Source organism: Helicobacter pylori (genome assembly GCF_001653455.1).
Lineage (GTDB): Bacteria > Campylobacterota > Campylobacteria > Campylobacterales > Helicobacteraceae > Helicobacter > Helicobacter pylori_A.
In genome coordinates this window covers 1056701-1082874 of record NZ_CP011486.1, presented here as the reverse complement: position 1 = coordinate 1082874, position 26174 = coordinate 1056701, and the positions used below count along the sequence as shown (strand labels likewise).

Here is a 26174-nt window from a genome sequence, read left to right as displayed (position 1 = left end):
TAAATTAAGCGAATATGAGTTAATATTTACACTTATTAAAATTTTATTCTTGGAGAATGATGATGAAGAGATTTTCTGTATTTAGCTTCGTGGTAGCTTTTTTATTAATAGCTGGTTGTAAACACAACATGGACAAAGAAACTGTGGCTGGCGATGTGAGCGCTAAAACGGTTCAGACTGCACCCGTTACTACAGAACCCGCTCCAGAGAAAGAAGAGCCTAAAGAAGAGCCAGCCCCGGTGGTTGAAGAAAAGCCAGCTAAACCAGCTATTGAAAGCGGGACTATTATCGCTTCTATCTATTTTGATTTTGACAAGTATGAAATCAAAGACTCCGATCAAGAAACTTTAGATGAAATCGTGCAAAAAGCTAAAGAAAATCACATGCAAGTGCTTTTAGAAGGCAATACCGATGAATTTGGTTCTAGCGAGTACAACCAAGCGCTTGGCGTTAAAAGGACTTTGAGCGTGAAAAACGCTTTAGTCATTAAAGGGGTAGAAAAAGACATGATTAAAACCATTAGTTTTGGTGAAGCCAAACCCAAATGCACCCAAAAAACTAGGGAATGTTACAAAGAAAACAGGAGAGTGGATGTCAAATTAGTGAAGTAACTTGGGAATGAAGAGGCTTTTTATCCCTTTTATCGCTCCCTTTTTTCTCAATGGGGAGCCTTCAGCGTTTGATTTGCAAAGCGGAGCGACCAAAAAAGAACTCAAGCAGTTGCAGATCAATAGCAAGAACTTTTCTAATATTTTGACCAAAATCCATTCGCAAGTGGAATCCAACACTCAAGCTCAAGAGGGCTTGAAGAGCGTTTACGAAGGGCAATCTAACAAGATCAAACACCTTAATGACGCTATCCTTTCTCAAGAAGAATCCTTACGAGCCTTAAAAGCCTCTCAAGAAGTGCATGCTAACACGCTCAAGCAGCAATCAGAAATTTTAGAGGATTTAAGGAATGAGATTCGCGCTAACCAGCAAGCTATCCAACAGCTAGACAAACAAAATAAAGAGATGAGCGAGTTATTGACCAAGTTAAGCCAGGATTTGGTTGCACAAATCGCCTTAATCCAAAAAACGCTCAAAGAACAAGAAAAACAAGAAAAAGCTGAAAAACAATACAAACAAAGCGTTCCAACCAATGAAAAATCCAAGCAGTCTTTAGCAACAGACGCACTAGAACAAGATAAAGAAAACCAACCAAAACACCAACAGTTGCCTAAAGAAGAAAAAAATCAAGAAAAAGAAAAAACGCCAAAAGTTAAGTTTCATAAAGATTTATCCAAACAAAAGGAGATTTTTGAAGAAGCTCTGTCTTTTTTTAGAAATAAATCCTATGCAGAAGCTAAAGAGCGTTTGTTGTGGTTAGAAGCCAATAGTTACAGACTCTCTTATGTGCGTTATGTTCTTGGGGAAGTGGCTTATGGAGAAAAAAAGTATAGAGAAGCGATCAAGTATTACAAAGAGAGCGCTCTTTTAAATAAAAAAGCGTCTTATATGCCTGTTCTTTTGTGGCATACGGCATGGTCGTTTAAAAAAATCAAAGACGATCAAAACTATTATAAATTTTTAAACACTTTGCAACACTTGTATCCTTCAAGCGAACAAGCTAAAATGGCAAAAAAAATCTTAGAAAACAAGGAGAAACACCAACATGCAAAACCATGATTTAGAACCAACCAAACAAGCCGCTTTGATTGAATATGAAGTGAGAGAGCATGGCTCTAGCGAAGTTTTAGATAGCAATATCGCTAAAGAGCCTTTAGAGTTTATCATAGGCGCTCATCAAATTATAGCAGGGTTAGAAAAAGCGGTATTGAAGGCTCAAATTGGCGAGTGGGAAGATGTCGTTATCGCCCCAGAGGAAGCTTATGGGGTTTATGAGAGTGGCTATTTGCAAGAAGTCCCTAGAGAGCAATTTGAAGGCATTGAATTAGAAAAAGGCATGAGCGTTTTTGGGCAAACCGAAGATAATCAAACCATTCAAGCCACCATCAAAGACTTTAGCGACACGCATGTGATGGTGGATTACAACCACCCTTTAGCCGGAAAAACTTTAGCGTTTCGTTTCAAGGTTTTAGGGTTTAGGGAAGTGAGCGAAGAAGAAATTTTAGCTTCACACCATGGCGGTGGAGGAGGCTGTTGTGGCGGTCATGGCGGAAATAAAAATGGAGGCTGTGGTTGTTCATGTTCGCATGGGTAATGAGATAGGGTAAATAGGGGAATGTTTAAAAGGGCAAAGCCATGAATAGTTCTAACCTTAAAAATTGGCTATTCCCCACCATTTGCTTTTTTTTGTTTTGTTATATTTTAATTTTTTTAATGTTTTTTATGTTTAAAAGTTTGCAATCGCAATCTTTTGGTTCTGTCGCAGAAACCGGAAAAAAACCCATCACCACCACGAAGAAATTTGGTAAGGAATTGCAAAAACAGATTTCAAAAATCCATTAACTTTTTTTCTTTTTTGCCGATACTTGTTGTAATCAAATAAATTAAATATCAAATCAAAGGATTTTAAGATGATTAATGCCGTTTCTTCTCTCACTCCGGTGCAATCTTTGGGGAATTACAAGCGTGTGGAAAAAGTGGAAAAAAATGAAGAAGTCCAAAACAATGAAGCCGCCCTTGATAAAGCGGCTCAAATCAAGCATGCTATTGAAAATAACCAGTATAAAATCAGCTTGCGTGAAACTTCTCATAAAATGGCACAGGATTTGTTGGGGATAAGCTAGGGGGTTTAAGGGCTTCATTTCTAAGGAGGGTTTTTTCTTGCTGTCATTTTTCATTAAATTTTAGTTTCTTGTGTTTTGAATGCGTTTGCTATTCTTTTAATGGGGCGTGTTTTTATTTGCGCATTAGGGATAATTGATTGGGAATTTTAACTTTTATGGATTTTTGCTCTGGTATTGGCGGAGGCCGTTTGGGCTTGGAGCGATGCCATTTAAAATGCGTAGGGCATGCAGAAATCAATGATGAAGCCCTTAGAACTTATGAATTATTTTTTAAAGATACTCATAATTTTGGGGATTTGATGCGAATCAACCCTAATGATTTACCCGATTTTGATGTCTTAATTAGCGGGTTTCCTTGTCAATCCTTTTCTATCAATGGTAAAAGAAAGGGGCTTGATGATGAAAGGGGGACGATTATTTATGGGCTTGTTCATATTTTAAAAATCAAGCAACCCAAATGTTTCTTGCTTGAAAATGTTAAGGGCTTAATCCATCATAAGCAACAAGAAACTTTTAAAATCATCATTAAAGCCTTGCAAGAAGTGGGCTATACAACTTATCATCAAATTTTAAATAGCGCTGATTTCCAATTAGCTCAAAAAAGGGAGCGCCTTTATATCGTGGGGTTTAGAAAGGATTTAAAACGCCCGTTTCATTTTCCTTTGGGTTTAGCCAATGATTATTGTTTTAAGGATTTTTTAGATGCGGATAATGAATGCTATTTAGATGTGAGTAACGCTGCATTTCAAAGATACTTGCACAACCCATACAACCATAACCGGGTCTTTTTAGAGGATATTTTAACTTTAGAAAACGCTGTTTTAGATACAAGACAATCTGATTTAAGATTGTATTTTAATGTTTTTCCTACTTTAAGGACTTCTCGGCATGGTTTGTTTTATATCCAAAAAGGTAAAATCAAAAGATTAAACGCTGTTGAAAGCCTGCTTTTGCAAGGGTTTCCTAGAGATTTGATCGCTACAATTAAAGACAATCCTCATTTTAAAGAAAGCCATTTGTTATCCCAAGCAGGGAATGCCATGAGCGTGAATGTGATTGCTGCTATCGCTAAGCAAATGTTAAAGGCGATCAATAATGAATAATCATACAAGCCCTTTTGGTTCGTTTAAAAAAATGGCATAGTATTTGCTTGATTACGGCTGAAACAAGAGCCAAAGGATTTGTCATGGTCGTTTTACATTCTCATTTAGAAAACGCACTAAAGCAATTAAAAGAATTGATTGATTTAACCGAGTGCGATATAAGAGACATCAAGCTCGCTAAACACACCGAAATTTTTGAAAGAAACACCCAAAAACAATTGGTGATTCAAGCTTTTGAAAACGAAAAAGCGGGTATAGATGCGCAAATGTTATCCTTAAAAAAACAATTCCCTAATAAGGAGATGAGTGAATTATTGGACGAAAAAACAAGCGATTTTTTAAACCAAATGCGAGAATCCTTGCTTTTTTTAAAAGAACAAAACTTGATTTATTCGCGCATGGCGTTTGCAGTTTCGGAGTTTTATTCTTCACTCATTCAGCAAATCATTCCCCATGACACTTGCGATTATAAAGGCTCTAGGCATGTGGGGAGCCATTTTTTAAGAGTGCAGGCATAAAATGGGCGGAATCTTATCTTCACTCAACACTTCTTACACCGGCTTGCAAGCCCACCAAAGCATGGTGGATGTTACCGGGAATAATATTTCTAACGCCAGCGATGAATTTTATAGCCGCCAGCGCGTGATTGCAAAGCCCCAAGCGGCTTACATGTATGGCACTAAAAATGTCAATATGGGCGTGGATGTAGAAGCCATTGAAAGGGTGCATGATGAGTTTGTTTTTTCTCGCTACACGAAGGCTAATTACGAAAACACTTATTACGATACCGAGTTTTCGCATTTAAAAGAAGCGAGCGCGTATTTTCCGGATATTGATGAAGCGAGCCTTTTTACGGATTTGCAAGATTATTTTAACTCATGGAAAGAATTGTCTAAAAACGCCAAAGACTCCGCTCAAAAACAAGCCCTCGCTCAAAAAACAGAAGCTTTAACGCACAACATTAAAGACACCAGAGAAAGATTAACGACCTTACAGCATAAAGCGAGCGAAGAATTAAAAAGCGTTATTAAAGAAGTCAATAGCTTGGGTTCTCAAATCGCTGATATCAACAAGCGCATCAAAGAAGTGGAAAACAACAAAAGTTTAAAGCATGCCAATGAATCAAGGGATAAGCGAGACGAATTGGAATTTCATTTGCGAGAGCTTTTAGGGGGGAATGTTTTTAAAAGCAGTATTAAAACCCATTCGCTTACAGATAAAGACTCAGCGGACTTTGATGAAAGCTATAATCTTAATATCGGGCATGGGTTCAATATCATTGATGGTTCTATTTTCCACCCTTTAGTGGTTAAAGAATCCGAAAATAAAGGAGGGTTGAATCAAATTTATTTCCAAAGCGATGATTTTAAAGTAATTAATATTACTGACAAGCTCAATCAGGGAAAAGTGGGAGCGTTATTGAATGTGTATAATGATGGCTCTAACGGGACTTTAAAAGGCAAGTTGCAAGATTATATTGATTTATTGGATTCTTTTGCTAGGGGTTTGATAGAATCCACTAATGCGATTTACGCTCAAAGCGCGAGTCATCATATTGAGGGCGAGCCTGTGGAGTTTAATAGCGATGAAGCCTTTAAAGACACGAACTACAATATCAAAAACGGCTCGTTTGATTTAATCGCTTACAACACCGATGGTAAAGAAATCGCCAGAAAAACCATTGCCATCACGCCTATTACAACCATGAACGATATTATCCAAGCGGTTAACGCTAATACCGATGACAATAAAGACAATAATACCGAAAACGATTTTGATGATTATTTCACAGCGAGTTTTAATAATGAGACTAAAAAGTTTGTTATCCAGCCTAAAAACGCTTCGCAAGGGTTGTTTGTCTCTATGAAAGATAACGGCACGAATTTTATGGGAGCGTTAAAACTCAACCCTTTTTTTCAAGGCGATGACGCTTCCAATATTAGCTTGAATAAAGAATACAAAAAAGAGCCAACCACCATTCGCCCATGGCTTGCCCCCATTAATGGGAATTTTGATGTGGCTAACATGATGCAACAATTGCAATACGATAGCGTGGATTTCTATAACGATAAGTTTGACATCAAACCCATGAAAATCAGCGAGTTTTATCAATTTTTAACCGGTAAAATCAACACGGACGCTGAAAAATCCGGGCGCATTTTGGACACTAAAAAGAGCATGTTAGAAACCATTAAAAAAGAGCAACTCTCTATTTCGCAAGTGAGCGTGGATGAAGAAATGGTGAATTTGATCAAATTTCAAAGTGGCTATGCGGCTAACGCTAAAGTCATCACTGCAATTGATCGGATGATAGACACTTTGTTGGGGATTAAGCAATAGGGTTTCTACCAATAGCGTTTTGATCGAATAAGCCTTTTAACTTATTTTTTAAACTCTATTGATTTTAAAATTCATTTTTTAAGGGGATAGGGGGGTATTTTAAAATAATTCCCCCCTTAAACCCCTAACCCAAGAAGACCTCTTTAAGGAATTATCACTTGATTGGCGTCAAGCTCTTTATATGATTTATTTTAAAAATATTATTGAGTGTTTTTTAACCAACACTCAAACAATAATCGTTCATAACATTAAGCTACAAGCGAGAGAGCGTTTTATAAAGCTTGTGTTATAATAACAAAGAAATTTTAAGCGTAACTGATTGAAAGGAAAAGAGATGAGACGGAGTTTTTTGAAAACGATTGGCTTGGGCGTGATAGCGCTCTCTTTGGGTTTGTTAAACCCTTTGAGTTCAGCGAGCTACCCGCCTATTAAAAACACTAAAGTAGGGTTAGCCCTTTCTAGCCACCCCTTGGCTAGTGAGATCGGGCAAAAGGTTTTAGAAGAGGGAGGCAATGCGATTGATGCGGCTGTAGCGATGGGATTTGCTTTAGCGGTTGTCCATCCTGCAGCAGGCAATATTGGTGGTGGGGGTTTTGCGGTTATCCATTTGGCTAATGGTGAAAATGTTGCTTTGGATTTTAGAGAGAAAGCCCCTTTAAAAGCCACTAGAGATATGTTTTTAGACAAGCAAGGCAATGTAGTCCCTAAACTCAGCGAAGATGGCTATTTGGCGGCTGGAGTCCCTGGAACGGTGGCGGGCATGGAAGCGATGTTGAAAAAATACGGCACCAAAAAACTATCGCAACTCATTGATCCTGCCATTAAATTGGCTGAAAATGGTTATGTGATTTCACAAAGACAAGCAGAAACTTTAAAAGAAGCAAGGGAGCGGTTTTTAAAATACAGCTCTAGCAAAAAGTATTTTTTTAAAAAAGGGCATCTTGATTATCAAGAAGGGGATTTGTTTGTCCAAAAAGATCTAGCCAAAACTTTAACTCAAATCAAAACGCTAGGCGCTAAAGGCTTTTATCAAGGGCAAGTCGCTGAGCTTATTGAGAAAGACATGAAAAAAAATGGGGGGATTATCACTAAAGAAGATTTAGCCAGTTACAATGTGAAATGGCGCAAACCCGTGATGGGGAGTTATCGTGGGTATAAGATCATTTCCATGTCGCCACCAAGTTCAGGAGGCACGCATTTGATTCAAATTCTCAATGTCATGGAGAATGCGGATTTGAGTGCTCTTGGGTATGGGGCTTCTAAAAATATCCATATCGCTGCAGAAGCGATGCGTCAAGCTTATGCGGACCGATCGGTTTATATGGGAGACGCTGATTTTGTTGCAGTACCGGTGGATAAACTCATCAATAAAGCGTATGCCAAAAAGATTTTTGATGCTATCCAACCGGATACGGTTACGCCAAGCTCTCAAATCAAACCAGGAATGGGGCAGTTGCATGAGGGGAGTAATACCACGCATTATTCTGTAGCGGATAGGTGGGGGAATGCGGTGAGCGTTACTTACACCATTAACGCTTCTTATGGGAGCGCTGCTAGCATTGATGGGGCAGGGTTTTTGTTGAATAATGAAATGGATGATTTTTCCATTAAGCCAGGCAACCCTAATCTCTATGGTTTAGTAGGGGGCGATGCGAATGCGATTGAAGCCAATAAGCGCCCTTTAAGCTCCATGTCGCCTACAATCGTGTTGAAAAACAATAAGGTTTTCTTGGTGGTGGGGAGTCCTGGAGGTTCTAGGATTATCACTACCGTGTTGCAAGTGATTTCTAATGTCATTGATTACAACATGAATATTTCTGAAGCGGTTTCAGCCCCTAGGTTTCACATGCAATGGCTTCCTGATGAATTAAGGATTGAAAAATTTGGCATGCCCGCTGATGTGAAAGACAACCTCACTAAAATGGGCTATCAAATTGTTACTAAGCCAGTGATGGGCGATGTGAATGCGATCCATATTTTACCTAAAGCTAAGGGGAGCGTCTTTTATGGGGCAACGGATCCAAGGAAAGAATTTTAATTCTTTGTGGTATGCGGGGTGATATACAAACTTTTAATCCCATTTAGCCCTATTTTTTGGGGTGGGGGGATTTTTTAATGAGAAAATCTTAAATTTAATTTTAAAATCCATAAAAATAGTGTAAAATTTCTCATTACAAGAGATGATATTAGATCCAATTGTGTATGCAGAATATGGGTTTGAGAATGTTTGAATTAAACGCATGCAATTTCTTTTTGAGATTGGTAGTTATTGGCATTGTGTTTGATTCTTATTAAGAGTAGAGGAGTAGCGATGAGGAGCACGAGCAAATTGGCTTTGAAGATTTGTTTGGTAGGTTTGTGTTTATTTAGCACCCTTGGTGCAGAAGACCTTGAACAAAAAAGGAATTATATTTATATTTATAAAGGGAAGGAGGCCTATAACAATAAGGAGTATGAGCGAGCGGCTTCTTTCTATAAGAGCGCGATTAAAAATGGCGAGCCGCTTGCTTATGTTCTTTTGGGGATCATGTATGAAAATGGTAGGGGCGTTCCTAAAGATTACAAGAAAGCGGTGGAGTATTTTCAAAAAGCTGTTAATAATGATATACCTAGAGGGTATAACAATTTGGGCGTGATGTATAAAGAGGGTAGGGGCGTTCCTAAAGATGAAAAAAAAGCGGTGGAGTATTTTCAAATAGCTGCAGATAAAGGCTATACTAACGCCTATATCAACCTAGGTATCATGTATATGGAAGGCAGGGGCGTTCCTAGCAACTATGCGAAAGCGACAGAGTTTTTTAGAAAAGCGATGCATAAGGGTAATGTGGAAGCTTATATTCTCCTAGGGGATATTTATTATAGCGGGAATGATCAATTGGGTATTGAGCCAGACAAAGATAAGGCTATTGTGTATTATAAAATGGCGGCTGATGTGAGTTCTTCTAGAGCTTATGAGGGATTAGCAGAGTCTTATCGGTATGGGTTAGGTGTAGAAAAAGATAAACACAAGGCTGAAGAATACATGCAAAAAGCATGCGATTTTGACATTGATAAGAATTGCAGGAAAAAGAACACTTCAAGCCGATAACCTTTAGGGTTTGCTTCAAGGATTTTTTGTTTTTATGCCAAGTGGCATTCTTTAAACAATTGGTTTGAAGCAATAGATTAAGAATATTGCGTTTTTCATGGCTAAGTGGTCTCATGCAAAAACTTTAGCCTACCGCTTGCTCTAATTTTTTAGCTGCAGTAAAACACCGCTTTTAAACTCGTTTAATTGATTCAAAAAATGCACACCATCAAATACCTTTAAAACTTTCATCTTGCTGTTGCATGCTGTTGCATTATAATAAATACTCCCCCTATCTAAAACAAACCTTTAAATTTACAAACCCCAAACAATAGCGAAGAATACGCAAGCCAAAGAGAACGCTACAACGCAAATAAATGCTAATAAGACCGAAAGCCTTGAAGCCATCACGCAAGAAAAAGCTAACGCTACAACGCAAATAAGCAACAATAAGCAAGAAGTTTTAAACAATAAAACAATTATTATCAAAACATTGATTTTTTTGAGTTTGAATAAGGCGTGTTAAAAACCACTATAATACCCCTAAAAAATGCGAGTTTAAAAAGATGCCCTTATTTGATTTAAAAAGCCCTTATCCACCAGCTGGTGATCAGCCCCAAGCCATAGACGCCTTAACGAAGAGCTTGAAAAATAACAACCATTACCAAACTCTAGTGGGCGTTACAGGGAGTGGTAAGACCTACACGATGGCTAATATCATCGCTAAAACCAATAAACCCACTTTGATCATGAGCCATAATAAAACCTTATGCGCGCAGCTTTATAGCGAGTTTAAGGCGTTTTTCCCGCACAATAGAGTGGAGTATTTTATCTCCCACTTTGATTACTATCAGCCTGAGAGCTATATCCCTAGAAGGGATTTATTCATTGAAAAAGACAGCTCTATTAATGACGATTTGGAGCGTTTGAGATTGAGCGCGACCACTTCACTTTTAGGTTATGATGATGTGATCGTGATAGCGAGCGTTTCGGCTAATTATGGTTTGGGTAACCCTGAAGAATATTTAAAAGTCATGGAAAAAATCAAAGCGGGCGAGAAGCGTGCTTACAAGAATTTTTTACTCAAGCTAGTAGAAATGGGGTATAGCCGTAATGAAGTGGTGTTTGATAGGGGGAGCTTTAGAGCGACGGGCGAGTGCGTGGATATTTTCCCCGCTTATAATGATGCTGAATTTATTAGGATTGAATTTTTTGGCGATGAGATAGAAAGGATTGCGGTTTTTGACGCTTTAGAAAAAAATGAAATCAAGCGCTTAGATTCTGTCATGCTTTATGCGGCCAGTCAATTTGCCGTAGGGAGTGAGAGGTTGAATTTAGCCATTAAAAGCATTGAAGATGAGCTTGCTTTAAGATTGAATTTTTTTAAAGAGCAGGACAAAATGCTTGAATACAACCGTCTCAAACAACGCACCGAGCATGATTTAGAAATGATTAGTGCTACCGGTGTGTGCAAGGGCATTGAAAATTACGCGCGCCATTTTACCGGTAAAGCCCCTAACGAAACGCCTTTTTGTTTGTTTGATTATTTGGGGATATTTGAGCGGGAGTTTTTAGTCATTGTAGATGAAAGCCATGTGAGTTTGCCGCAATTTGGGGGGATGTATGCAGGGGATATGAGTAGGAAAAGCGTTTTAGTGGAATATGGCTTTAGACTGCCTAGCGCTTTAGACAACCGCCCTTTAAAATTTGATGAATTTATCCATAAAAATTGCCAATTCCTTTTTGTGTCCGCTACGCCTAACAAGTTAGAATTAGAGCTTTCTCAAAAGAATGTCGCTGAGCAAATCATTCGCCCAACTGGGCTTTTAGACCCTAAATTTGAAGTGCGAGACAGCGATAAACAAGTCCAAGATTTGTTTGATGAAATCAAGTTAGTGGTGGCTAGAGATGAAAGGGTGCTAATCACCACGCTCACTAAAAAAATGGCAGAAGAATTGTGCAAATACTATGCTGAATGGGGCTTGAAGGTGCGTTACATGCATAGCGAAATTGATGCGATTGAAAGAAACCACATTATCCGCTCTTTAAGGCTTAAAGAATTTGATGTTTTAATAGGGATCAACCTTTTAAGAGAAGGGTTGGATTTGCCTGAAGTGTCTTTAGTAGCGATCATGGATGCGGATAAAGAAGGGTTTTTAAGGAGTGAAACAAGCCTCATTCAAACCATGGGGCGGGTCGCTAGAAACGCTAACGGGAAGGTTTTGTTATACGCTAAAAAAATCACTCAAAGCATGCAAAAAGCCTTTGAGACTACGACTTACAGACGTGCCAAGCAAGAAGAATTCAACAAACTCCATAATATCACCCCTAAAACCGTTACACGCGCTTTAGAAGAGGAATTGAAATTAAGAGATGATGAGGCTAAAATCGCTAAAGCTTTAAAAAAGGACAAAATCCCTAAAAGCGAAAGAGAAAAAATCATTAAAGAGTTGGATAAAAAAATGCGAGAATGCGCGAAAAATTTGGATTTTGAAGAAGCGATGCGTTTGAGAGATGAGATTGCCAAATTAAGAACGCTCTAAAAACTACCGCTTCAAAACTGCACTTAAAAACTATAAGTGTAGTTGAAATAAATTGCATAATTGCGTCTGAAATCAACCCGATACAGCACGCTATTGATCCCGTATTCTAAAAATCGTAAAACCTTTAAGACATCTTCATTATTATTACTAATGTTATTCATAGAATAATAATGGTTAAAATAATAAGTGGGGATTTTAATCCCAAAACCAAACTGGTTGTGTTTATTCCCTAAACGAACCCCTAGATTCACTAAAAACTGGAAGCCATTTGGATTTACTTTCCCGCCAAAAGTGTCTAAAAGAAGCGCTTGATACAATAATGCATCACTCACTCTGTCATACACCCCAGCAAATGCAATCCCCAGATTGAATCCGGCAAAAAACTTATCCCCATTATAAGCGTTGAGCAATAAATCCGTATAAGTGCCGTAAGTGGAAATGATAATGGACTGCGATTCTTTAGAGCCATAAAGAGAAGCGCTCAAGTCATAAAATAGCCCCCACCTAAAGCCAAACCACTTCGTTTCTTCATGCTTACCCACCCATTTATAGCCTACCTGGACGCCAAGACCATTAGACACATACGAATTTTTAAAAACAGGGCTTAGACTATCGCTAAAAATGATCTGACTCTTGTTAAATTGCTGGAATAAATTCAAATTGCTAGAGTTGTGCTGAACGCTCCCCAATTGATACCCAAGCCCCAAATAAAACGCCGATTGATCCGCATAGCGTTTGATGGGTGAGATCACTTTTTTATTGCCAAAAATATAATCCCCTTTAGTCAAAACATCTTTAAAACTATCCGCATGCAAGGAACAAGAAAGTCCCAAAATCAAACACAATACTCGCTTCAAAAATCCCCTTTGCCCCCTTTGATTGAAATTTTAATTTTAAAAAATAGATTTAAACTTTATCGCTCAATGAATAAAGCCAAAATTTTTTATAAAATTGCACCTTATTCAAACACTCTTTTAAAAATCGCCCCCACATTTTTAGTGTAGTAGCTATAATCAAAACACGCTTTGATTTCATCCTCGCTCAAATATTTTTTCAATCGTTCATCATCAAGCAAGGCGTTTAAAAACAAATTCCCATCAGCGCTTTTAAAAGTGCCTTGTTGCAAAACTTCCCATACTTTCATCGCATTTTCTTGCACGATTTTATAGCTTTCTTCTCTACTCAAACCTTTTTTAGGCAATTCCAATAACACCCGTTGGGAAAAAACTAACCCTCCGCTCAAAGCTAAATTTTTAAGCATGTTTTTAGGATAGATTACTAAATTTTCAACCACGCCATTCAAGCGGCTGAGCATGAAATCGCTGGTGATAAACAGATCGGGTAAGGCGAAACGCTCCACAGAGCTATGACTCATGTCTCTTTCATGCCATAGGGCGACATTTTCTAGCATAGGGGTAACAAAAGAGCGAATCACCCTGCAAAGCCCGGTGATATTCTCGCTCAATATGGGGTTTCTTTTATGAGGCATCGCAGAGCTTCCTTTTTGCCCTGTTGAAAAGTATTCTTCCACTTCATAAACTTCACTGCGTTGCAAATGGCGGATATTGATAGCGATTTTTTCACAACTGCTCGCTAAAAGAGCCAAATCGCATGCAAGCCTGGCGTAGCGATCCCTTTGAATGACTTGATTGCTGATATTGGCGGTTTTTAAGCCTAAAAAGTTGCACGCTAATTCTTCTAATTCTAAGGGGGCGTGCGCGAAATTCCCCATAGCCCCACTGATCGCCCCCACGCTGATAAATTCCATCGTCAAATCCAGGGCTTTTAAATGCCGTTTGATTTCATCAGCAAAAAGGGCTAAAACCAAGCCAAAAGTGATGGGTTCGCCAAACACCCCATGGCTTCTGCCCACCATTAGCGTGTCTTTATGCTCTAAAGCCCTGTTTTTAAGCGTTTCATAGAGGTTTTTAACGCCTTTTTGAATGAGCTTTAAACTTTTTGTCATCAATAACGCCATAGCCGTGTCAATGCAATCGCTAGAAGTGATGCCGTAATGAAAAAAGCGGGATTCTTCGCCCAAGCTTTCAGCCACGCAAGTAGTGAAAGCGATTAAATCATGTTTAGTGGTTTTTTCAATTTCTTTGATGCGTTTTAGGTTAAACTGCGCTTGAGAGCAGATCTTTTCACAATCGCTGTCATTGATTTGCCCAAGCTTATTCCACGCCCTAACGACAGCTTTTTCCACTTCTAAATAGGTTTCAAACTTGGTTTGTTCATTCCATAGGGCTTTCATTTCTTCATTCGCATAGCGTTCTAGCACCAACAATCCTTAAAATCTAGAATTTATTCAAAAGGGGTAAAATCAAGGGGATAAAAGATGCACCTAAAAAGCCCCTTGACTTGATTAGAGGGTTATACTTTAGCTTCTTCTCTGCGTTGCAAGTATTCCCAACGCTCATTCACATCTTTTTGCAATTCTTCAATAACATGCTCGTTTTCCTTTTTGAAAAGGTGTTTGAAGCGTTTTTGCGCCCCTAAATAATCCCTTACAGGAATGATATTTCTTGGGCGGTAAGTGATTTTTAATTCTCTGCCATTAAAAATTTCAAATAAGGGGAACATCAAGCTATCCACAGCCATATCCGCTAATTCAATGGTTTTATTGGATTCAAATTTCCATTCAGTCGTGCATGGGCTAAGAGCGTTGATAAAGCAAGGCCCTTCAGTGTCTAGCGCGGTTTTAATTTTTTTGTTCATGTCTTTCCATTTGTTAGGCGAGAGTTGTGCCACATAAGGAACCCCATGGCTTGCCATGATATTGACAATGTCTTTTTTCTTTTCTTTTTTACCAAAGCTAACTGAACCTGCTGGCGTGGTGGAAGTGCTTGCCCCTAATGGTGTGGAGCCGCTTCTTTGGCCACCGGTATTGGCGTAGTTTTCATTATCCAAGCAAATATAAGTCATGTCATGCCCTCTCTCCATGCAACCGCTGATAAATTGAAAACCAATATCATAACTGGCCCCATCGCCTCCAAACGCCACGAATTTGGGCTTTTGACCTTGATAACGACCCTTATTCACTAGCGCCTTATACATAGCCTCCACCCCTGAAATCGCCGTAGAGCCATTTTCAAAACCAATGTGGATCCAAGGCACATCCCATGAAGTGTGCGGATACACCGCCGAACATACCTCTAAACAACCGGTAGAATTACCTAAAACGATAGGCCCATCTACAGCGTTTAGAACTTCACGCACGATAATGCCATGCCCACAACCTGGGCAAAGCAAGTGCGAGCCTTGGAATTTTTCAGCGCTTTGACTAAAACCTTTGAGTGTTTTGACTTCTTTTACCATGATATTTCCTTTTTAAAAAAAGCTCATTTTAGGACCGCGCAAGCCTACGAATTGTTGGGTAGGGTGCGTGAGCGTGCCTTTAAGAGCGTCTTCATTGATTTCTTCAAAAATCTCGCATAAATGCGCGATCGTCATATCCCTTTCGCCTAAACCATAGATATAGTTAGACACTACCGGGTGTTTAGTCCCTTGGGTTTGATACACCGCGCTTGTAACTTCATTAAACATCGCCCCCATAGCACCGGCTGGAGAGCTTTTATCTAAAATCGCTAAAGCTTTAAGATTTTTCAAATCCTGCCCTAATTTTTCATAAGGGAAAGGGCGCAAAGAATGGATGGTCGCCACGCCGGCCTTAATGCCTTTTTTACGCATTTCTTTAGCCGCTACGATAGCGGATTCATAAGTAGTCCCTAACGCAAAAATAGCGATTTCAGCGTCTTCTAGCTGGAAAGTTTTGGTTAAATGGTATTGCCTACCTGTCAGTTTAGCGAAATCATTAAACACTTCTTCAATCACAGAAGGCGCATTCATGATCGCATGGTGGAGTTGGGCTTTATGCTCATAATGCCATTCTTCTTCAGCTTGTGCGCCATAGCTTACCGGTTTATCAAAATCCAAAAGGGAATGTTTGGTTTGGTATTCGCCCACGAATTGATAAGCCACTGCATCGCTCAAAGGGCGGACATTTTGCACGGTGTGTGAGCATAAAAAACCATCTTGATTGACAATAGTAGGCACACGCACCTTTTGATGCTCTGCGATCCTGAACGCCATTAAAGTGAAATCATAGGCTTCTTGAGGGTTGCATGTGCATAAACTTATCCAGCCAGAATCCCTACTCAAATACATATCAGAATGATCGCCATGGATATTTAAAGGGGCTGCTAAAGCGCGATTGACTAAGTTTAAAACAATAGGTAAACGCATGCCAGAGGCTTGGTATAAAACTTCTACCATTAACGCCAAACCTTGAGAGCTAGTCGCAGTGCTGACCCTCCCACCTGCAGCCGCCGCTCCTACGCACGCGCTCATAGCGGCATGCTCAGATTCCACTAAAACAAATTCGCCATCAATATAGCCATTGTCTTTAAACGAGCCATAATTTTGCACAATGGGCGTTGATGGGGTGATAGGATAAGCTGCGATGACATCAATTTGAGCCTGTCTTAAAGCGTTAGAGCTAGCGGTATTGCCATCCCACACTTCTATTTCTTGCAATTCAATACTTCTTGCCATATTTTTTCCTTATGATTTTTTCTTTTCTTGTTTTTGCGGCCATTGAGTGAGTGCGGTGGCAGGTTCAATTTGCTCTTCAAACATCCATAGCGATTTAGGGTTGGTGGGGCAGACATCCACGCACACGCCACAGCCCTTACAATGAGAATAATCCACGCCCTTTAACTTGCCCTCTCTTGAAAGAATAGCCGCATCTGGGCAATAAACCCAACAATTAAAGCAATTGATGCAAATGTTATTGTTATGCACAGGCTTAGCCACACGCCAATGAGCCACCGAAGTGGTGAAGTAGCTCTGCTCAGTGTAATGGCGCTCATCGTTGTGTTTTTCCATTTCGCTTTGCGCGTTTTTTTCAAAAGGGAAGAGCACCGCTCCCATTTCAAATTCATTCCAATCTTTCATCTTTATTCCTTAATGTTATTGAACTTCTTCATAAGCTCTTTGGATAGCGAGCATGTTAGCGTCAATGACTTCTTGAGTGAGTTTTTTGCCTAAAACTTTCTTAAAAGCTTCTTTAAAAGCCCCAATTTCAAGCATGCCAGACACTTTCATCAACGCCCCTAACATAGGCGTGTTAGGGATGGGGCGTTTCAAGGTTTCCATAGAGATTTTTAAACAATCTACCAAAAACACCTTACGGGTTTTTAATTCAGGTTTTTTTTCAAACAACTCTTCTTTGCTGAGGTAACTGGTGATAATGTAAGTGGTGTCTTCTTTTTCATTAGCGAAAATATTTTCAATGAAAACCAAACCGGGGTCAATCACTAGCACATAATCAGGCTGCATGAAGCGCTCATGGTTTAAAATCGGCTCATCATCAATGCGGTTATAAGCCATCATAGCCGCCCCCCTTTTGGCTGAACCATAGGAAGCGAACGCTTGCACTTCCTTACCTGTTTTTGAAATCACATCAGCTAGCCCTTTAGCGCCGGTGATAGCACCCTGACCAGCTCGTGCATGCCATCTAATTTGAAACATGGTAATATGTCTCCTTAATATCGTATAAAATAAATTGAATTTAGCTTGGATTATACAAGAAAAACTATTAATATGTCTTATAACAACACTTTTTTAAGAATTTTACTAAAAAAATGGGGGCATACCCACAAGAATGGAGGCTATTTTTATGGGTATTTGGTGGGATATTTTATTTATTTATGGCTATTTTATAGCTATTTATTCTAAAAAGACAGGCGTTCTTAATCAAAATCACTAATATTTATTTTAAACTTTGTTATTATTTAGGGTGTGATTTGATCTTAATATATGGGGTGAGTGTGGGGCAGGATAACAAAAGGAATTGGGTTATGGATAAAACAATGATTAAAGTATTGATGAGCGTGGCGTTATTATCATCGCTTCAAGCCGAAGAGCTTGATGAAACAAAAAAACCTAAATTTGCGGACAGGAATGCGTTTTATTTAGGGGTTGGGTATCAGCTTAGCGCGATTAACACATCTTTTAGCACCAGTTCTATAGATAAATCGTATTTCATGACCGGCAATGGTTTTGGTGTGGTGTTAGGAGGGAAATTTGTGGCTAAAACGCAAGCTGTAGAGCATGTGGGTTTTCGTTATGGGTTGTTTTACGATCAGACCTTTTCTTCTCACAAATCCTATATTTCTACTTATGGTTTGGAGTTTAGCGGCTTGTGGGACGCTTTCAATTCGCCAAAAATGTTTCTAGGGTTAGAGTTTGGCTTAGGCATTGCTGGGGCGACTTACATGCCAGGAGGGGCTATGCATGGGATTATCGCTCAAAATTTAGGCAAGGAAAATTCGCTTTTCCAATTGCTTGTGAAAGTGGGTTTTCGTTATGGTTTTTTCCACAATGAAATCACTTTTGGGTTGAAATTCCCTGTCATTCCTAACAAAAAAACAGAAATCGTTGATGGCTTGAGTGCAACCACTTTATGGCAACGCTTACCGGTCGCTTATTTCAATTATATCTATAATTTTTAGATATAGTTATTTAGATGTTTTGGATTTGACAAAATCAATCAGCTCTCGTGTGTCTATGGTTAGGGTTAAGAATTGCTGATAGGTGGTGATCCACTTACCCCCCTTGCCATACAAATGATACCCATCGCCTCCACCTAAAAAGTTAAAAAACGCATCCACTTGCACGCTCACCCATTTATTTTTATAAACATAATAAAGCCCTATCATGTCAAAATTAGGGGCTCTATACCATGGCAACCCGGCATAAAGGGATTGGCCATAAGTGGCATAAAAGTGCATTTGGGGTTTGTTGGAAAAATAATATCTGTTAAAGATTCCAAAGCCTTTGTATTGTGCTTGGGCGTAAAATTCCCCCCCAAAGCTGTTATAAAATTGAGCGTTTTTACACTCGCTAGCGTAACGCACGCAATAATGGGTTTGAGACGATTGCGTGCCAAAAGTCATAAAAATATTATCCATATAAGGCATGAGGTTTTTAAAATCCGCTTTAAGATAAGCGTGGTAATAAACCCTATCCAAAATGGTAGGGTTAGAGTATTTCCCTATTTCGCCGCCCTGTGGGTTGTTTTTTTGACTGAAATAAGGGTAGCCATTAGGCCATTGTGGGGTTGCATCGCCCGGTTTAAAGTAGGAATTCCCGCCATAAGGGTAATTATCTCCCATGCTATGAGAACTAGCGTTATGAAAGATCACAAGTTGTCCCCCTAAACCTAAATACCCTTTAAAAAACTGAAATTCTGAAGAAACAAAATACAAAAACTGGCTGAAGTCGTAATTTTTCTTTTTGGGCTGGTTATTCCAATTACGCCCCCCATACCAATCAACAACGCCCTCAAACCACCCATTCCACCAGCGATTAGGATCATAAGCCGGTTTGAATTGGAACGCTCCTCCCCTAAAAGTAGGATCAATAAACCAAAAAAGTTTTTTAAAAGCGCTCAAAGGGTAATGCCCTATTTGATAGCTTCGTGGCACAATCCCTAAAAAAAATCTCAAATTTTTCCCTATGTATTGGTAATACATCGTAACCCCCCAAGAATAAGGGAAGTAGCTATAATGCGTGTGCAAGTTTTGAATGAACCACGCTCCAAACATTAAAGCCTGTCTTTTGTCTAACTGGACGCCAATTTGAGGCATGAGGCGCGCTTGCATTTTGGTTAGGCTATTCCAATAAGGGTTGTTGTTTGGGGCAACCAAGTTGAAATTAAAGCTCATGAACTTCAAGTCATAGACAAAACTAGCCGCTTTCATTAAAGGCACTATTAAAAAACTTGAAAACAACAATGCGCCAAGAGATTTTTTTAAGAAAATCAAGTTAAACACAGCCCCTTTCATCATCTTTTAAAATTGTAGCATTTAAAGATAAAATGCAAAGAGTGAATTTTAGATTAATTTCCATTAAATGGCATAAAAATAAGAGCTAGAGCCTTTCAAATGCGGTTTTTTTTTGGATAAAATAGCTTCAAAAAAGGGGTGTTTCATTTTCCATGACTTCAGATTCAAATCATTCTTTTAAAGAACAAGATTTTCATATTCCTATCGCTTTTGCATTTGATAAAAATTACCTCATTCCTGCGGGCGCGGGAAGTTGAAAAGAACCACTTGATGGAAGGGTTTTTGTTTTGCAATTTAGATTACCAACGCAAGAAAGATTTTACCTTAAAAATGCATGGGCTTTTAAAGGGGAATAAGGCTAAAGAGGAATTGGATTTTACGAAATGGTGTTGGCCTAACATGAAAGCTTTAGGGATTGAGTATTGCGTTTTCCCTTGGTATTACACGATTAAAGATTTTTCTAATGCATACTTGAACGAGAATTATAAAAAAACCATTTTAGAGGCGCGAAAGAACCCTGTCATTATCCACTATGACGCTTGGTGGGGGGCGGTGAAGCCTTGGGATTACCCTTTTGGTTTGAAAGCGGATTTATGGCTGAACGCTTTGGCTAAAACCCCTTTTATGAGCGATTACACCAAACAAATACATATTAATGAGAGCTTTTACACCACAAAAATGGCCCAACAACATTATTTTTCTCCAACAAAGTCTTCAAAAGACATTCTGTTTAAAACGCCGTATTTGTTTTTCAAATCGTATCTGTTTGTTGTGTTTAAGGAAAGAAAAATCCATCTAAGGATTTTTAATGTAACCTGTGGTTTAGTGAAAAGATCTTTCAAAAAGCTTATTTATTGGGTGTTTTTGATGCCTAAAGCGTTAGCTAAAAGGGTGGTTAGCAAGATCCTTAGGATTTTAGGGCTTCATGGGATTGTGAAAAAAATCTTAATCAAGCTTTTTAAAAAGGGCTAGGATAAAAGATTTAACATCTTTTTTTAAATTAATTTCCATTAAAAACAACATAAAAACCAAAAACAAAACCCTTTCAAATGCGGTTTTTTTTTGGATAAAATAGCTTCAAAAAAGGGGTGTTTCATTTTCCATGACTTCAGATTCAAATCATTCTTTTAAAGAACAAGATTTTCATATTCCTATCGCTTTTGCATTTGATAAAAATTACCTCATTCCTGCGGGTGCAAAAGCTAAAGAATACATTGACATAGCGAGCGGGTTTCATAAGCTTTTTAAAAACGATGCAAAGATCGCGCAAAGCCTAAAGCCCGCCATTACAAAGAACTTAAGCCAAGGGTTAGCGACCTCGTTAAGCGGGGCGTTAAAATACCAATGGACTAAATTCACTTTAGGGACTTTATACAGGAATGCACCCGATCGCATTTTAGGGATCAAGTTACCGAAAGCCTTGAACGAAGCGACCGCAGGAGCGGCTTTAAAGTATCACATTAAAAGAGCGTTAGAGAGAAGCCACACTATAAGCGATTTTAGCAAGCGATTAGAATTAAGCGCTAAAAAATCCTACTTTAGCAACAACACGCTTAAACTCATTGAAGAGCTTAATAACGGCGTGAAAGAAGCGAGCGAAGAGATCTTACAAAAAACAAAAGATTTTGCAAACGCTTTTACCCCCTTAAAAGAGTTTGGGAAGAATTACCCCGAGTTTGCACTAAAGCCTAAGGAAGCGTTAGAGAAGCTACTACAAGAGCGAAACGGGAAAGTCGCTGGTGCAGTGTATAGGGACGATTTAGGGGGATCGATTTTGTGTGGGGCAATAAAGATTACGGGTTAGAACACATTTTAAAACGCCGAGAAGATCAAGCCATAGGTAAAGGTTTAAACGAAGCAGAAGCTAAAGAAAGGACTGATGAACTACTTAAGGAAATCCCTAACATTCTACAAAAAGGCTTTAAAGAAGAAGACAGGCCAGGTTATGCGGCTATTATTTTAAATAATTCAAAAGTTATTTTAAGTAAGTTTAGGGGAGATAACGAACTAAAAAATCATTATATGATTATAAGTTTTGAAGTAGATGATAAGATTTTAAGGGAGTTAGAAACCATTGCACCACTTTCTAACGATTACAGAGATGGCGGTAGCATCTCAAACCTTAATGAAAATATACTATCTCAAAAAGATTTAACAAGTCAAGGGGATTTATTAAAAAATACAGAAAATTTAAACGAAACCACACCAGAAGCTAAAATTTTATCCCCCCTAGAGCAAGCGAACGCTGAAAAGCTTGCGAAAATAGAAAGCGAAAGAATAGCGAGCGAACAAGAATTTTTAAAAGCTAAAGAGCAAGAAACAAAGCGTAAAGAAGCGTTAAAAAGAAAATTAGAACACGAGAGGGGTAATGCGGGCAATATTGAAAGCAACACTAAAATAGAAGTAGGATCTGATATACCCACTCAAATACAAGAGCATTTACCCAAGAGCCGAGTGAGGTTGAACGAACGAGAGATTTACGATCTAGATTACGCGATCGTGAATGCAAAAGACTTGAAACCGAGCTTTACGACTGGAGGCACACAGAAACGAACGGACATGAACCAAGAGCAGATTAAAAGCATTGCTGAGAATTTTGACCCTAAAAAGATTTTTGGGAGCGGAGGGTTTGAATATTTACCCATCATCTTGCACGACGGGCAAGTGATCGCAGGCAATCATAGGATACAAGGCATGCTGAATTTCACGCCTAAAAGCAGAGAAACTTACGAGAAAGCGATAAAAGAATACTATAACATAGACTTGAAACCTAACGAGCTTTTAGTAAGAGTCCCGCATGAACGATTGAATAATACCGAGATCAACAATTTAGCGGCTGGGAGCAATCAAGGGCGCTTTAATAGCGAAAGCGATAAGGCGATCGCCGTTTTAAGCCATTACGAACCGAAATTAAAAGAATTAGACAAGAAATTAGACGCTGATAGCGTTTATCAATTAAAAAGCGTTGTGGCTAAAAACCTTAATTTTGATAAAGCCACTCACCATAATATAGGGGATAGTAATTTAGCGCTTTTAATGTTTAACATGCCAAGGACTAAAACGCAAGGGATAGAGTTACTCAATCGTTGGCAGAAAGAATTTTTTAACGATATTAAAAGCTATGAAAAAGTTAAAAAAATGTTTGTAGATAATGCAGGGAGCTTTCACAATTTAATCCATGACATGAATTTTCCTAATGTGAGCCTGAACGCTTATTTAAGCGATATTATGGATCGCAGTTTTGCGAATTTAAAGAATTATCCAACTACAACGGACAGCTTAAGGGATTTGAGCGAGAAATTTTATAAGACGAGTTCTTTAGATATGTTTGAAAAGAGCGATCAAATCACGAGCGATATAAGCGAAATTTTAGGGGCAAGCGTAGCAAGATTTGCGAGGTTTGATGATCCCAGTAAGGCGTTATTTGAAGCTTTAAAGAGCGATAATATTAAAAAAGGTTTGAAAGAGTTTAAGATCGCAGATATTACTAAGGACATGTTCGATCCTAAAAGCAAGGAATTTAAGGATATTGATATTTACGATTTCACGCGTTACCTTTTAATGGTGGATAGAGTGCCAAGCGAGCATAACCCTACCTTAAACCGCTTGATAGAAGCCGTAAAAGACATGCAAAAAGAAAGCGAGAAAGGGGTAAAACAAAAATTTGACACGCCTAGCGAATGGGGGCATAATTATAGCGAGTTTAAGGGCGATGGCTTAGGAGCGATTAACAAGCTATTAGAAACTAAAAAAGGTTTTGTAGAGGGAGCGTTTTATAAAGAAGGTTTAGGGGATATTGATTTAGTTTGGGGTAATAAAGATTATGGGTTAGAACACATTTTAAAACGCCGAGAGAAGCAAGCAAAAAATCAAGGACTAAACGAACAACAAGCGAAAGAATACGCCCTAAATATAGCTAAAACGATACCGGAAGCTATAGAGAAAGGTAATGCTATAACAGATAATTACGGCAGAATGGCTATTGAATATAAAAATATAAGAGTAGGACTTAATGATGATTGGTATAGCGAAAAGCTACCTAATAAGTGGGTAATAAGCAGTTATGAAATCTATAATAGCGAGAATGAGCCACCGAGTCTCCTTATGGCTCAATTACAAGGGGTAGGTTTGGGAACCCCTAAACTCACCGAACCTAATTCTACCACAAAAAAATAAATAAGGAATAAAATGAACTACCCTAACTTACCTAATAGTCATTTAGAGATAAGCGAGCAACCACAAGTCAAAGAAATCACTAACGAGTTATTAAAAACCTTACAAAACGCTTTAAAGGGTAATGCGCTTTTTACGGAGCAAGTGGAACTAAGCCTTAAAGGGATCGTTAGGATTTTAGAGGTGCTTTTAAGTTTGGATTTTTTTAAGAACGCTAACGAGATCGATAGCAGTTTAAGGAATTCTATTGAATGGCTTACTAACGCAGGCGAGCGCTTGAAAGCGAAAATGAAAGAATACGAGGGCTTTTTTAGCGAGTTTAATGCGAGCATGCACGCTAATGAGCAAGAGGTAACCGATACCTTAAACGCTAACGCTGAAACCATTAAGAGCGAGATTAAAAAGCTAGAAAATCAACTTATAGAAACCGCTACGAGGTTATTAACGAGCTATCAAATCTTTTTGAACCGAGCTAAAGAGAACGCTAACAATGAAATCACTACCAATAAGACCGAAAGCCTTAAAGCGATTACATGACAAAATATATCCCTATGAAGGCTTTTTTTATTGCAACTTAACTTGCCAGCGAAAAAATCAATTTTGTAAAAAAATATTAGAAATCATACGCGCGCAAAAGATCAATAAAGAACCGCAATTAACAGAATTTTGTCGATCAAAGATCGCGCCATTAAAAATAGAGTATTGCATTTTCCCACACTACTATAGTCTTTCTGAAGAGCATTTAAAGGGTGTGGTCAATGAGATCTATCACAACACCATTAAACAAGCCCTAAGAGAACCTATCGTTATACAATATGACTCTCATCCTTATTTTCAAATAAAACCTTGGACATATCCTTTTGGTTTGAAAGCGGATTTATGGCTGAACGCTTTGGCTAAAACCCCTTTTATGAGCGATTGGTCTTATTTGATCACAGGGGGTGGGGAGATAGGCGGAGAAAAATGGCACTACTACCATAGCGTTGTTGCCTACCATTACTACTTCCCTTTGTGGAAAGTAGAAGAGCAGATTGCCCACGACGCTCTTAAAACATTTTTAAAACATTATTTTTTGCACATTCATGAGATTCCTAAAAACGCAAAGCGAAGACTATTCAAATATTGTATTTCAATACCACTCAAGAGCCTTATTAGTAAAACCCTCAAAATTCTAAAACTCCATGCACTAGCAAAAAATACCCTAATCAAGCTCAAGCTCTTAAAAAAGAGCTAAAATAAAAGCCTTTAATCAAACGATTTTTTCATATCAATCACATAGCGGAATTTCGCTTTCCCATGGGTTAGGTTATGATAAGCCGTATCAATATCCTTGCCTAAAATCAAATCTATTTCAGGGTAAATATTGTGTTTAATGGAGAAATCCATCATCTCTTGGGTTTCTTTAATGCCCCCAATCAATGAGCCATAAACCTTGCGGTTACCCAAACTGATAAAATCAAAAACGCTAAGCACTGGAGCGACTTCTATAGGGGGGAGTCCCACAAGGGCTAGATCGCCATTATAAGTTAAGAGCTTGAGATAGTCTTTTAAATCGTAGTGGGTAGGAATGGTTGAAATGATAAAATCCAATTCTTCCTTACAATTTTTAGGGTCCGTGTAGAAATGTTTAGCCCCCATGTTTAAAGCGTCTTGTTTTTTGTGTTCGTTTCTTGCAAAAACGCTCACTTCAGCCCCCATAGCCGCAGCGTATTTAACCGCCATGCTTCCTAGTCCGCCAAACCCAGCGACGCCGACTTTTGTGCCTTTAGTAACCTTAGAAAATTTTAAGGGCGAATAAGTGGTGATGCCTGCACAAAGCAAGGGGGCTACTTTTTCTAAAGGAGCGTTTTTATCCACGCTAATCACATAATTTTCATCCACCACAATGTTATTAGAGTACCCGCCCATGTGGGGTTCATTGTCATGGAAATAATCCAAACAATCATAAGTGAATACCGTTTTATGGTTAGCGCAAAATTGCTCTTGGTGTTCTTTGCATGGCTTACAGGTTTTGCATGAATTGACAAAACAGCCAACCCCCACCACATCACCCACTTTAAATTTTTTAACTTCCTTACCTATTTCTTTGATGACCCCAGCAATCTCATGCCCAGGGATCATAGGGTAGATGCCTTCTTTCCATTCGCTATAAGCGCTATGAATGTCGCTATGACAAATCCCTGCATAAAGAATGTCAATCAACACATCTTTAGGGCCTACGGCATGGCGGCTAAAATCATGGGGCTTGAAATGCCCATCTTTAGAAAAAATAGCAAAACCTTTAGATGGAACTCTCATAAAAACTCCTTGTTTCATTAAAATACAGCTATTGTATCGTTTTTATGGTTTGCTTATGTTTCTATAGA

Annotated in this window: 22 protein-coding genes and 5 pseudogenes; 19 read left to right on the top strand and 8 right to left on the bottom strand. The window is 38.7% G+C overall.

The window, feature by feature from the left end:
• Positions 1 to 62 precede the first annotated feature (62 nt).
• The 12 genes and pseudogenes from AA977_RS05105 to uvrB all read left to right on the top strand — a co-directional run bounded on the left by AA977_RS05105 (position 63) and on the right by uvrB (position 11785).
• Positions 63 to 611, top strand: coding sequence for an outer membrane protein Omp18 (locus AA977_RS05105; protein ID WP_033602546.1), 549 nt, complete (start codon positions 63 to 65; stop codon positions 609 to 611).
• A gap of 7 nt (positions 612 to 618) precedes the next feature.
• On the top strand, positions 619 to 1668 hold the full coding sequence (locus AA977_RS05100) for a tetratricopeptide repeat protein (protein WP_064434827.1): 1050 nt from the start codon (positions 619 to 621) through the stop codon (positions 1666 to 1668).
• The gene (locus AA977_RS05095; protein ID WP_064434826.1) at positions 1655 to 2203 is read left to right on the top strand and encodes an FKBP-type peptidyl-prolyl cis-trans isomerase; all 549 of its coding nucleotides are present in this window, start codon (positions 1655 to 1657) and stop codon (positions 2201 to 2203) included. The genes AA977_RS05100 and AA977_RS05095 overlap by 14 nt, the downstream gene beginning before the upstream one ends.
• Positions 2204 to 2244: 41 nt before the next feature.
• The gene (locus AA977_RS05090) at positions 2245 to 2451 is read left to right on the top strand and encodes a hypothetical protein (RefSeq protein ID WP_001088955.1); all 207 of its coding nucleotides are present in this window, start codon (positions 2245 to 2247) and stop codon (positions 2449 to 2451) included.
• Between the two features lie 68 nt (positions 2452 to 2519).
• Positions 2520 to 2732 carry a flagellar biosynthesis anti-sigma factor FlgM gene (locus tag AA977_RS05085; protein ID WP_064434825.1) on the top strand — a complete coding sequence of 71 codons (213 nt, stop codon included), beginning with the start codon at positions 2520 to 2522 and terminating at the stop codon, positions 2730 to 2732.
• Positions 2733 to 2869: 137 nt separating this feature from the next.
• Positions 2870 to 3835 carry a DNA cytosine methyltransferase gene (locus AA977_RS05080; protein ID WP_064434824.1) on the top strand — a complete coding sequence of 322 codons (966 nt, stop codon included), beginning with the start codon at positions 2870 to 2872 and terminating at the stop codon, positions 3833 to 3835.
• Positions 3836 to 3918: 83 nt separating this feature from the next.
• Positions 3919 to 4353, top strand: a complete 435-nt coding sequence (locus tag AA977_RS05075) for a hypothetical protein (RefSeq protein WP_033615346.1) — start codon at positions 3919 to 3921, stop codon at positions 4351 to 4353.
• 1 nt (position 4354) lies between these two features.
• Positions 4355 to 6175, top strand: coding sequence for a flagellar hook-associated protein FlgK (gene flgK, locus AA977_RS05070; RefSeq protein WP_064434823.1), 1821 nt, complete (start codon positions 4355 to 4357; stop codon positions 6173 to 6175).
• Between the two features lie 334 nt (positions 6176 to 6509).
• A complete protein-coding gene (ggt, locus tag AA977_RS05065; RefSeq protein ID WP_033760739.1) occupies positions 6510 to 8213 on the top strand; it encodes a gamma-glutamyltransferase in 1704 nt (567 codons plus the stop codon).
• Between the two features lie 273 nt (positions 8214 to 8486).
• Entirely contained in the window at positions 8487 to 9263 is a 777-nt protein-coding gene (locus AA977_RS05060; RefSeq protein ID WP_064434822.1) for a tetratricopeptide repeat protein, read from the top strand.
• 304 nt (positions 9264 to 9567) lie between these two features.
• A pseudogene (locus tag AA977_RS08125) lies at positions 9568 to 9768 on the top strand (hypothetical protein); the annotation flags it as partial.
• Between the two features lie 40 nt (positions 9769 to 9808).
• On the top strand, positions 9809 to 11785 hold the full coding sequence (gene uvrB, locus AA977_RS05055; RefSeq protein WP_064434821.1) for an excinuclease ABC subunit UvrB: 1977 nt from the start codon (positions 9809 to 9811) through the stop codon (positions 11783 to 11785).
• Positions 11786 to 11808: 23 nt separating this feature from the next.
• Here the strand turns inward: uvrB and AA977_RS05050 are convergent, their stop codons facing one another.
• From AA977_RS05050 to AA977_RS05025, 6 genes are all read right to left on the bottom strand, one after another.
• Complete coding sequence (locus AA977_RS05050; RefSeq protein WP_064434820.1) at positions 11809 to 12642, bottom strand: outer membrane protein; 834 nt, start codon at positions 12640 to 12642, stop codon at positions 11809 to 11811.
• 101 nt (positions 12643 to 12743) lie between these two features.
• Positions 12744 to 14066, bottom strand: a complete 1323-nt coding sequence (gene purB / locus AA977_RS05045; RefSeq protein ID WP_064434819.1) for an adenylosuccinate lyase — start codon at positions 14064 to 14066, stop codon at positions 12744 to 12746.
• A 92-nt stretch (positions 14067 to 14158) separates the two neighbouring features.
• Positions 14159 to 15103: a thiamine pyrophosphate-dependent enzyme gene (locus AA977_RS05040; RefSeq protein ID WP_000238150.1), complete on the bottom strand. Its 945-nt coding sequence runs from the start codon at positions 15101 to 15103 to the stop codon at positions 14159 to 14161.
• Positions 15104 to 15115: 12 nt separating this feature from the next.
• On the bottom strand, positions 15116 to 16339 hold the full coding sequence (locus tag AA977_RS05035; protein ID WP_064434818.1) for a 2-oxoacid:ferredoxin oxidoreductase subunit alpha: 1224 nt from the start codon (positions 16337 to 16339) through the stop codon (positions 15116 to 15118).
• A gap of 9 nt (positions 16340 to 16348) precedes the next feature.
• Positions 16349 to 16741, bottom strand: coding sequence for a 4Fe-4S dicluster-binding protein (locus AA977_RS05030; protein ID WP_000656174.1), 393 nt, complete (start codon positions 16739 to 16741; stop codon positions 16349 to 16351).
• Positions 16742 to 16756: 15 nt separating this feature from the next.
• A complete protein-coding gene (locus AA977_RS05025; protein WP_000486459.1) occupies positions 16757 to 17317 on the bottom strand; it encodes a pyruvate flavodoxin oxidoreductase subunit gamma in 561 nt (186 codons plus the stop codon).
• Positions 17318 to 17646: 329 nt separating this feature from the next.
• On the opposite strand from AA977_RS05025, the gene AA977_RS05020 reads away from it, so the two are divergent.
• Positions 17647 to 18300, top strand: coding sequence for an outer membrane protein (locus AA977_RS05020; protein WP_064434817.1), 654 nt, complete (start codon positions 17647 to 17649; stop codon positions 18298 to 18300).
• Between the two features lie 6 nt (positions 18301 to 18306).
• On the opposite strand, the gene AA977_RS05015 is transcribed toward AA977_RS05020, so the two are convergent.
• Positions 18307 to 19614, bottom strand: a complete 1308-nt coding sequence (locus tag AA977_RS05015) for a hypothetical protein (RefSeq protein ID WP_064435207.1) — start codon at positions 19612 to 19614, stop codon at positions 18307 to 18309.
• 173 nt (positions 19615 to 19787) lie between these two features.
• Here AA977_RS05015 and AA977_RS08250 point away from each other — a divergent pair, with 173 nt between their 5' ends.
• The 6 genes and pseudogenes from AA977_RS08250 to AA977_RS04990 all read left to right on the top strand — a co-directional run.
• Positions 19788 to 19892: a glycosyltransferase family 8 protein gene (locus tag AA977_RS08250; RefSeq protein ID WP_436405042.1), complete on the top strand. Its 105-nt coding sequence runs from the start codon at positions 19788 to 19790 to the stop codon at positions 19890 to 19892.
• Positions 19870 to 20607: pseudogene (locus AA977_RS05010) on the top strand (glycosyltransferase); the annotation flags it as partial. The gene AA977_RS08250 and the pseudogene AA977_RS05010, both read left to right, overlap by 23 nt.
• Before the next feature lie 130 nt (positions 20608 to 20737).
• A pseudogene (locus AA977_RS07855) lies at positions 20738 to 20833 on the top strand (glycosyltransferase family 8 protein); the annotation flags it as partial.
• A gap of 578 nt (positions 20834 to 21411) precedes the next feature.
• Positions 21412 to 23811 carry a DUF3519 domain-containing protein gene (locus tag AA977_RS05000; protein WP_064434814.1) on the top strand — a complete coding sequence of 800 codons (2400 nt, stop codon included), beginning with the start codon at positions 21412 to 21414 and terminating at the stop codon, positions 23809 to 23811.
• Between the two features lie 12 nt (positions 23812 to 23823).
• A pseudogene (locus AA977_RS04995) lies at positions 23824 to 24342 on the top strand (hypothetical protein); the annotation flags it as partial.
• Positions 24338 to 25042 (top strand): annotated as a pseudogene (locus AA977_RS04990) (glycosyltransferase); the annotation flags it as partial. The pseudogenes AA977_RS04995 and AA977_RS04990, both read left to right, overlap by 5 nt.
• Before the next feature lie 11 nt (positions 25043 to 25053).
• Here AA977_RS04990 and AA977_RS04985 read toward each other — a convergent pair.
• Positions 25054 to 26106, bottom strand: a complete 1053-nt coding sequence (locus AA977_RS04985; RefSeq protein WP_064434813.1) for an NAD(P)-dependent alcohol dehydrogenase — start codon at positions 26104 to 26106, stop codon at positions 25054 to 25056.
• Positions 26107 to 26174: the final 68 nt, after the last annotated feature.

Excerpts from the sequence above, each read along its gene's own strand:
- AA977_RS05075 (WP_033615346.1), top strand. The coding sequence starts at position 3,919 with ATGGTCGTTTTACATTCTCATTTAGAAAACGCACTAAAGCAATTAAAA.
- AA977_RS08250 (WP_436405042.1), top strand. The coding sequence starts at position 19,788 with ATGACTTCAGATTCAAATCATTCTTTTAAAGAACAAGATTTTCATATT.
- AA977_RS05040 (WP_000238150.1), bottom strand. The coding sequence starts at position 15,103 with ATGGTAAAAGAAGTCAAAACACTCAAAGGTTTTAGTCAAAGCGCTGAA.
- AA977_RS04985 (WP_064434813.1), bottom strand. The coding sequence starts at position 26,106 with ATGAGAGTTCCATCTAAAGGTTTTGCTATTTTTTCTAAAGATGGGCAT.
- ggt (WP_033760739.1), top strand. The coding sequence starts at position 6,510 with ATGAGACGGAGTTTTTTGAAAACGATTGGCTTGGGCGTGATAGCGCTC.
- AA977_RS05025 (WP_000486459.1), bottom strand. The coding sequence starts at position 17,317 with ATGTTTCAAATTAGATGGCATGCACGAGCTGGTCAGGGTGCTATCACC.
- AA977_RS05100 (WP_064434827.1), top strand. The coding sequence starts at position 619 with ATGAAGAGGCTTTTTATCCCTTTTATCGCTCCCTTTTTTCTCAATGGG.
- AA977_RS05105 (WP_033602546.1), top strand. The coding sequence starts at position 63 with ATGAAGAGATTTTCTGTATTTAGCTTCGTGGTAGCTTTTTTATTAATA.
- flgK (WP_064434823.1), top strand. The coding sequence starts at position 4,355 with ATGGGCGGAATCTTATCTTCACTCAACACTTCTTACACCGGCTTGCAA.
- AA977_RS05020 (WP_064434817.1), top strand. The coding sequence starts at position 17,647 with ATGGATAAAACAATGATTAAAGTATTGATGAGCGTGGCGTTATTATCA.
- AA977_RS05085 (WP_064434825.1), top strand. The coding sequence starts at position 2,520 with ATGATTAATGCCGTTTCTTCTCTCACTCCGGTGCAATCTTTGGGGAAT.
- AA977_RS05095 (WP_064434826.1), top strand. The coding sequence starts at position 1,655 with ATGCAAAACCATGATTTAGAACCAACCAAACAAGCCGCTTTGATTGAA.
- uvrB (WP_064434821.1), top strand. The coding sequence starts at position 9,809 with ATGCCCTTATTTGATTTAAAAAGCCCTTATCCACCAGCTGGTGATCAG.
- AA977_RS05090 (WP_001088955.1), top strand. The coding sequence starts at position 2,245 with ATGAATAGTTCTAACCTTAAAAATTGGCTATTCCCCACCATTTGCTTT.
- AA977_RS05035 (WP_064434818.1), bottom strand. The coding sequence starts at position 16,339 with ATGGCAAGAAGTATTGAATTGCAAGAAATAGAAGTGTGGGATGGCAAT.
- AA977_RS05060 (WP_064434822.1), top strand. The coding sequence starts at position 8,487 with ATGAGGAGCACGAGCAAATTGGCTTTGAAGATTTGTTTGGTAGGTTTG.
- AA977_RS05030 (WP_000656174.1), bottom strand. The coding sequence starts at position 16,741 with ATGAAAGATTGGAATGAATTTGAAATGGGAGCGGTGCTCTTCCCTTTT.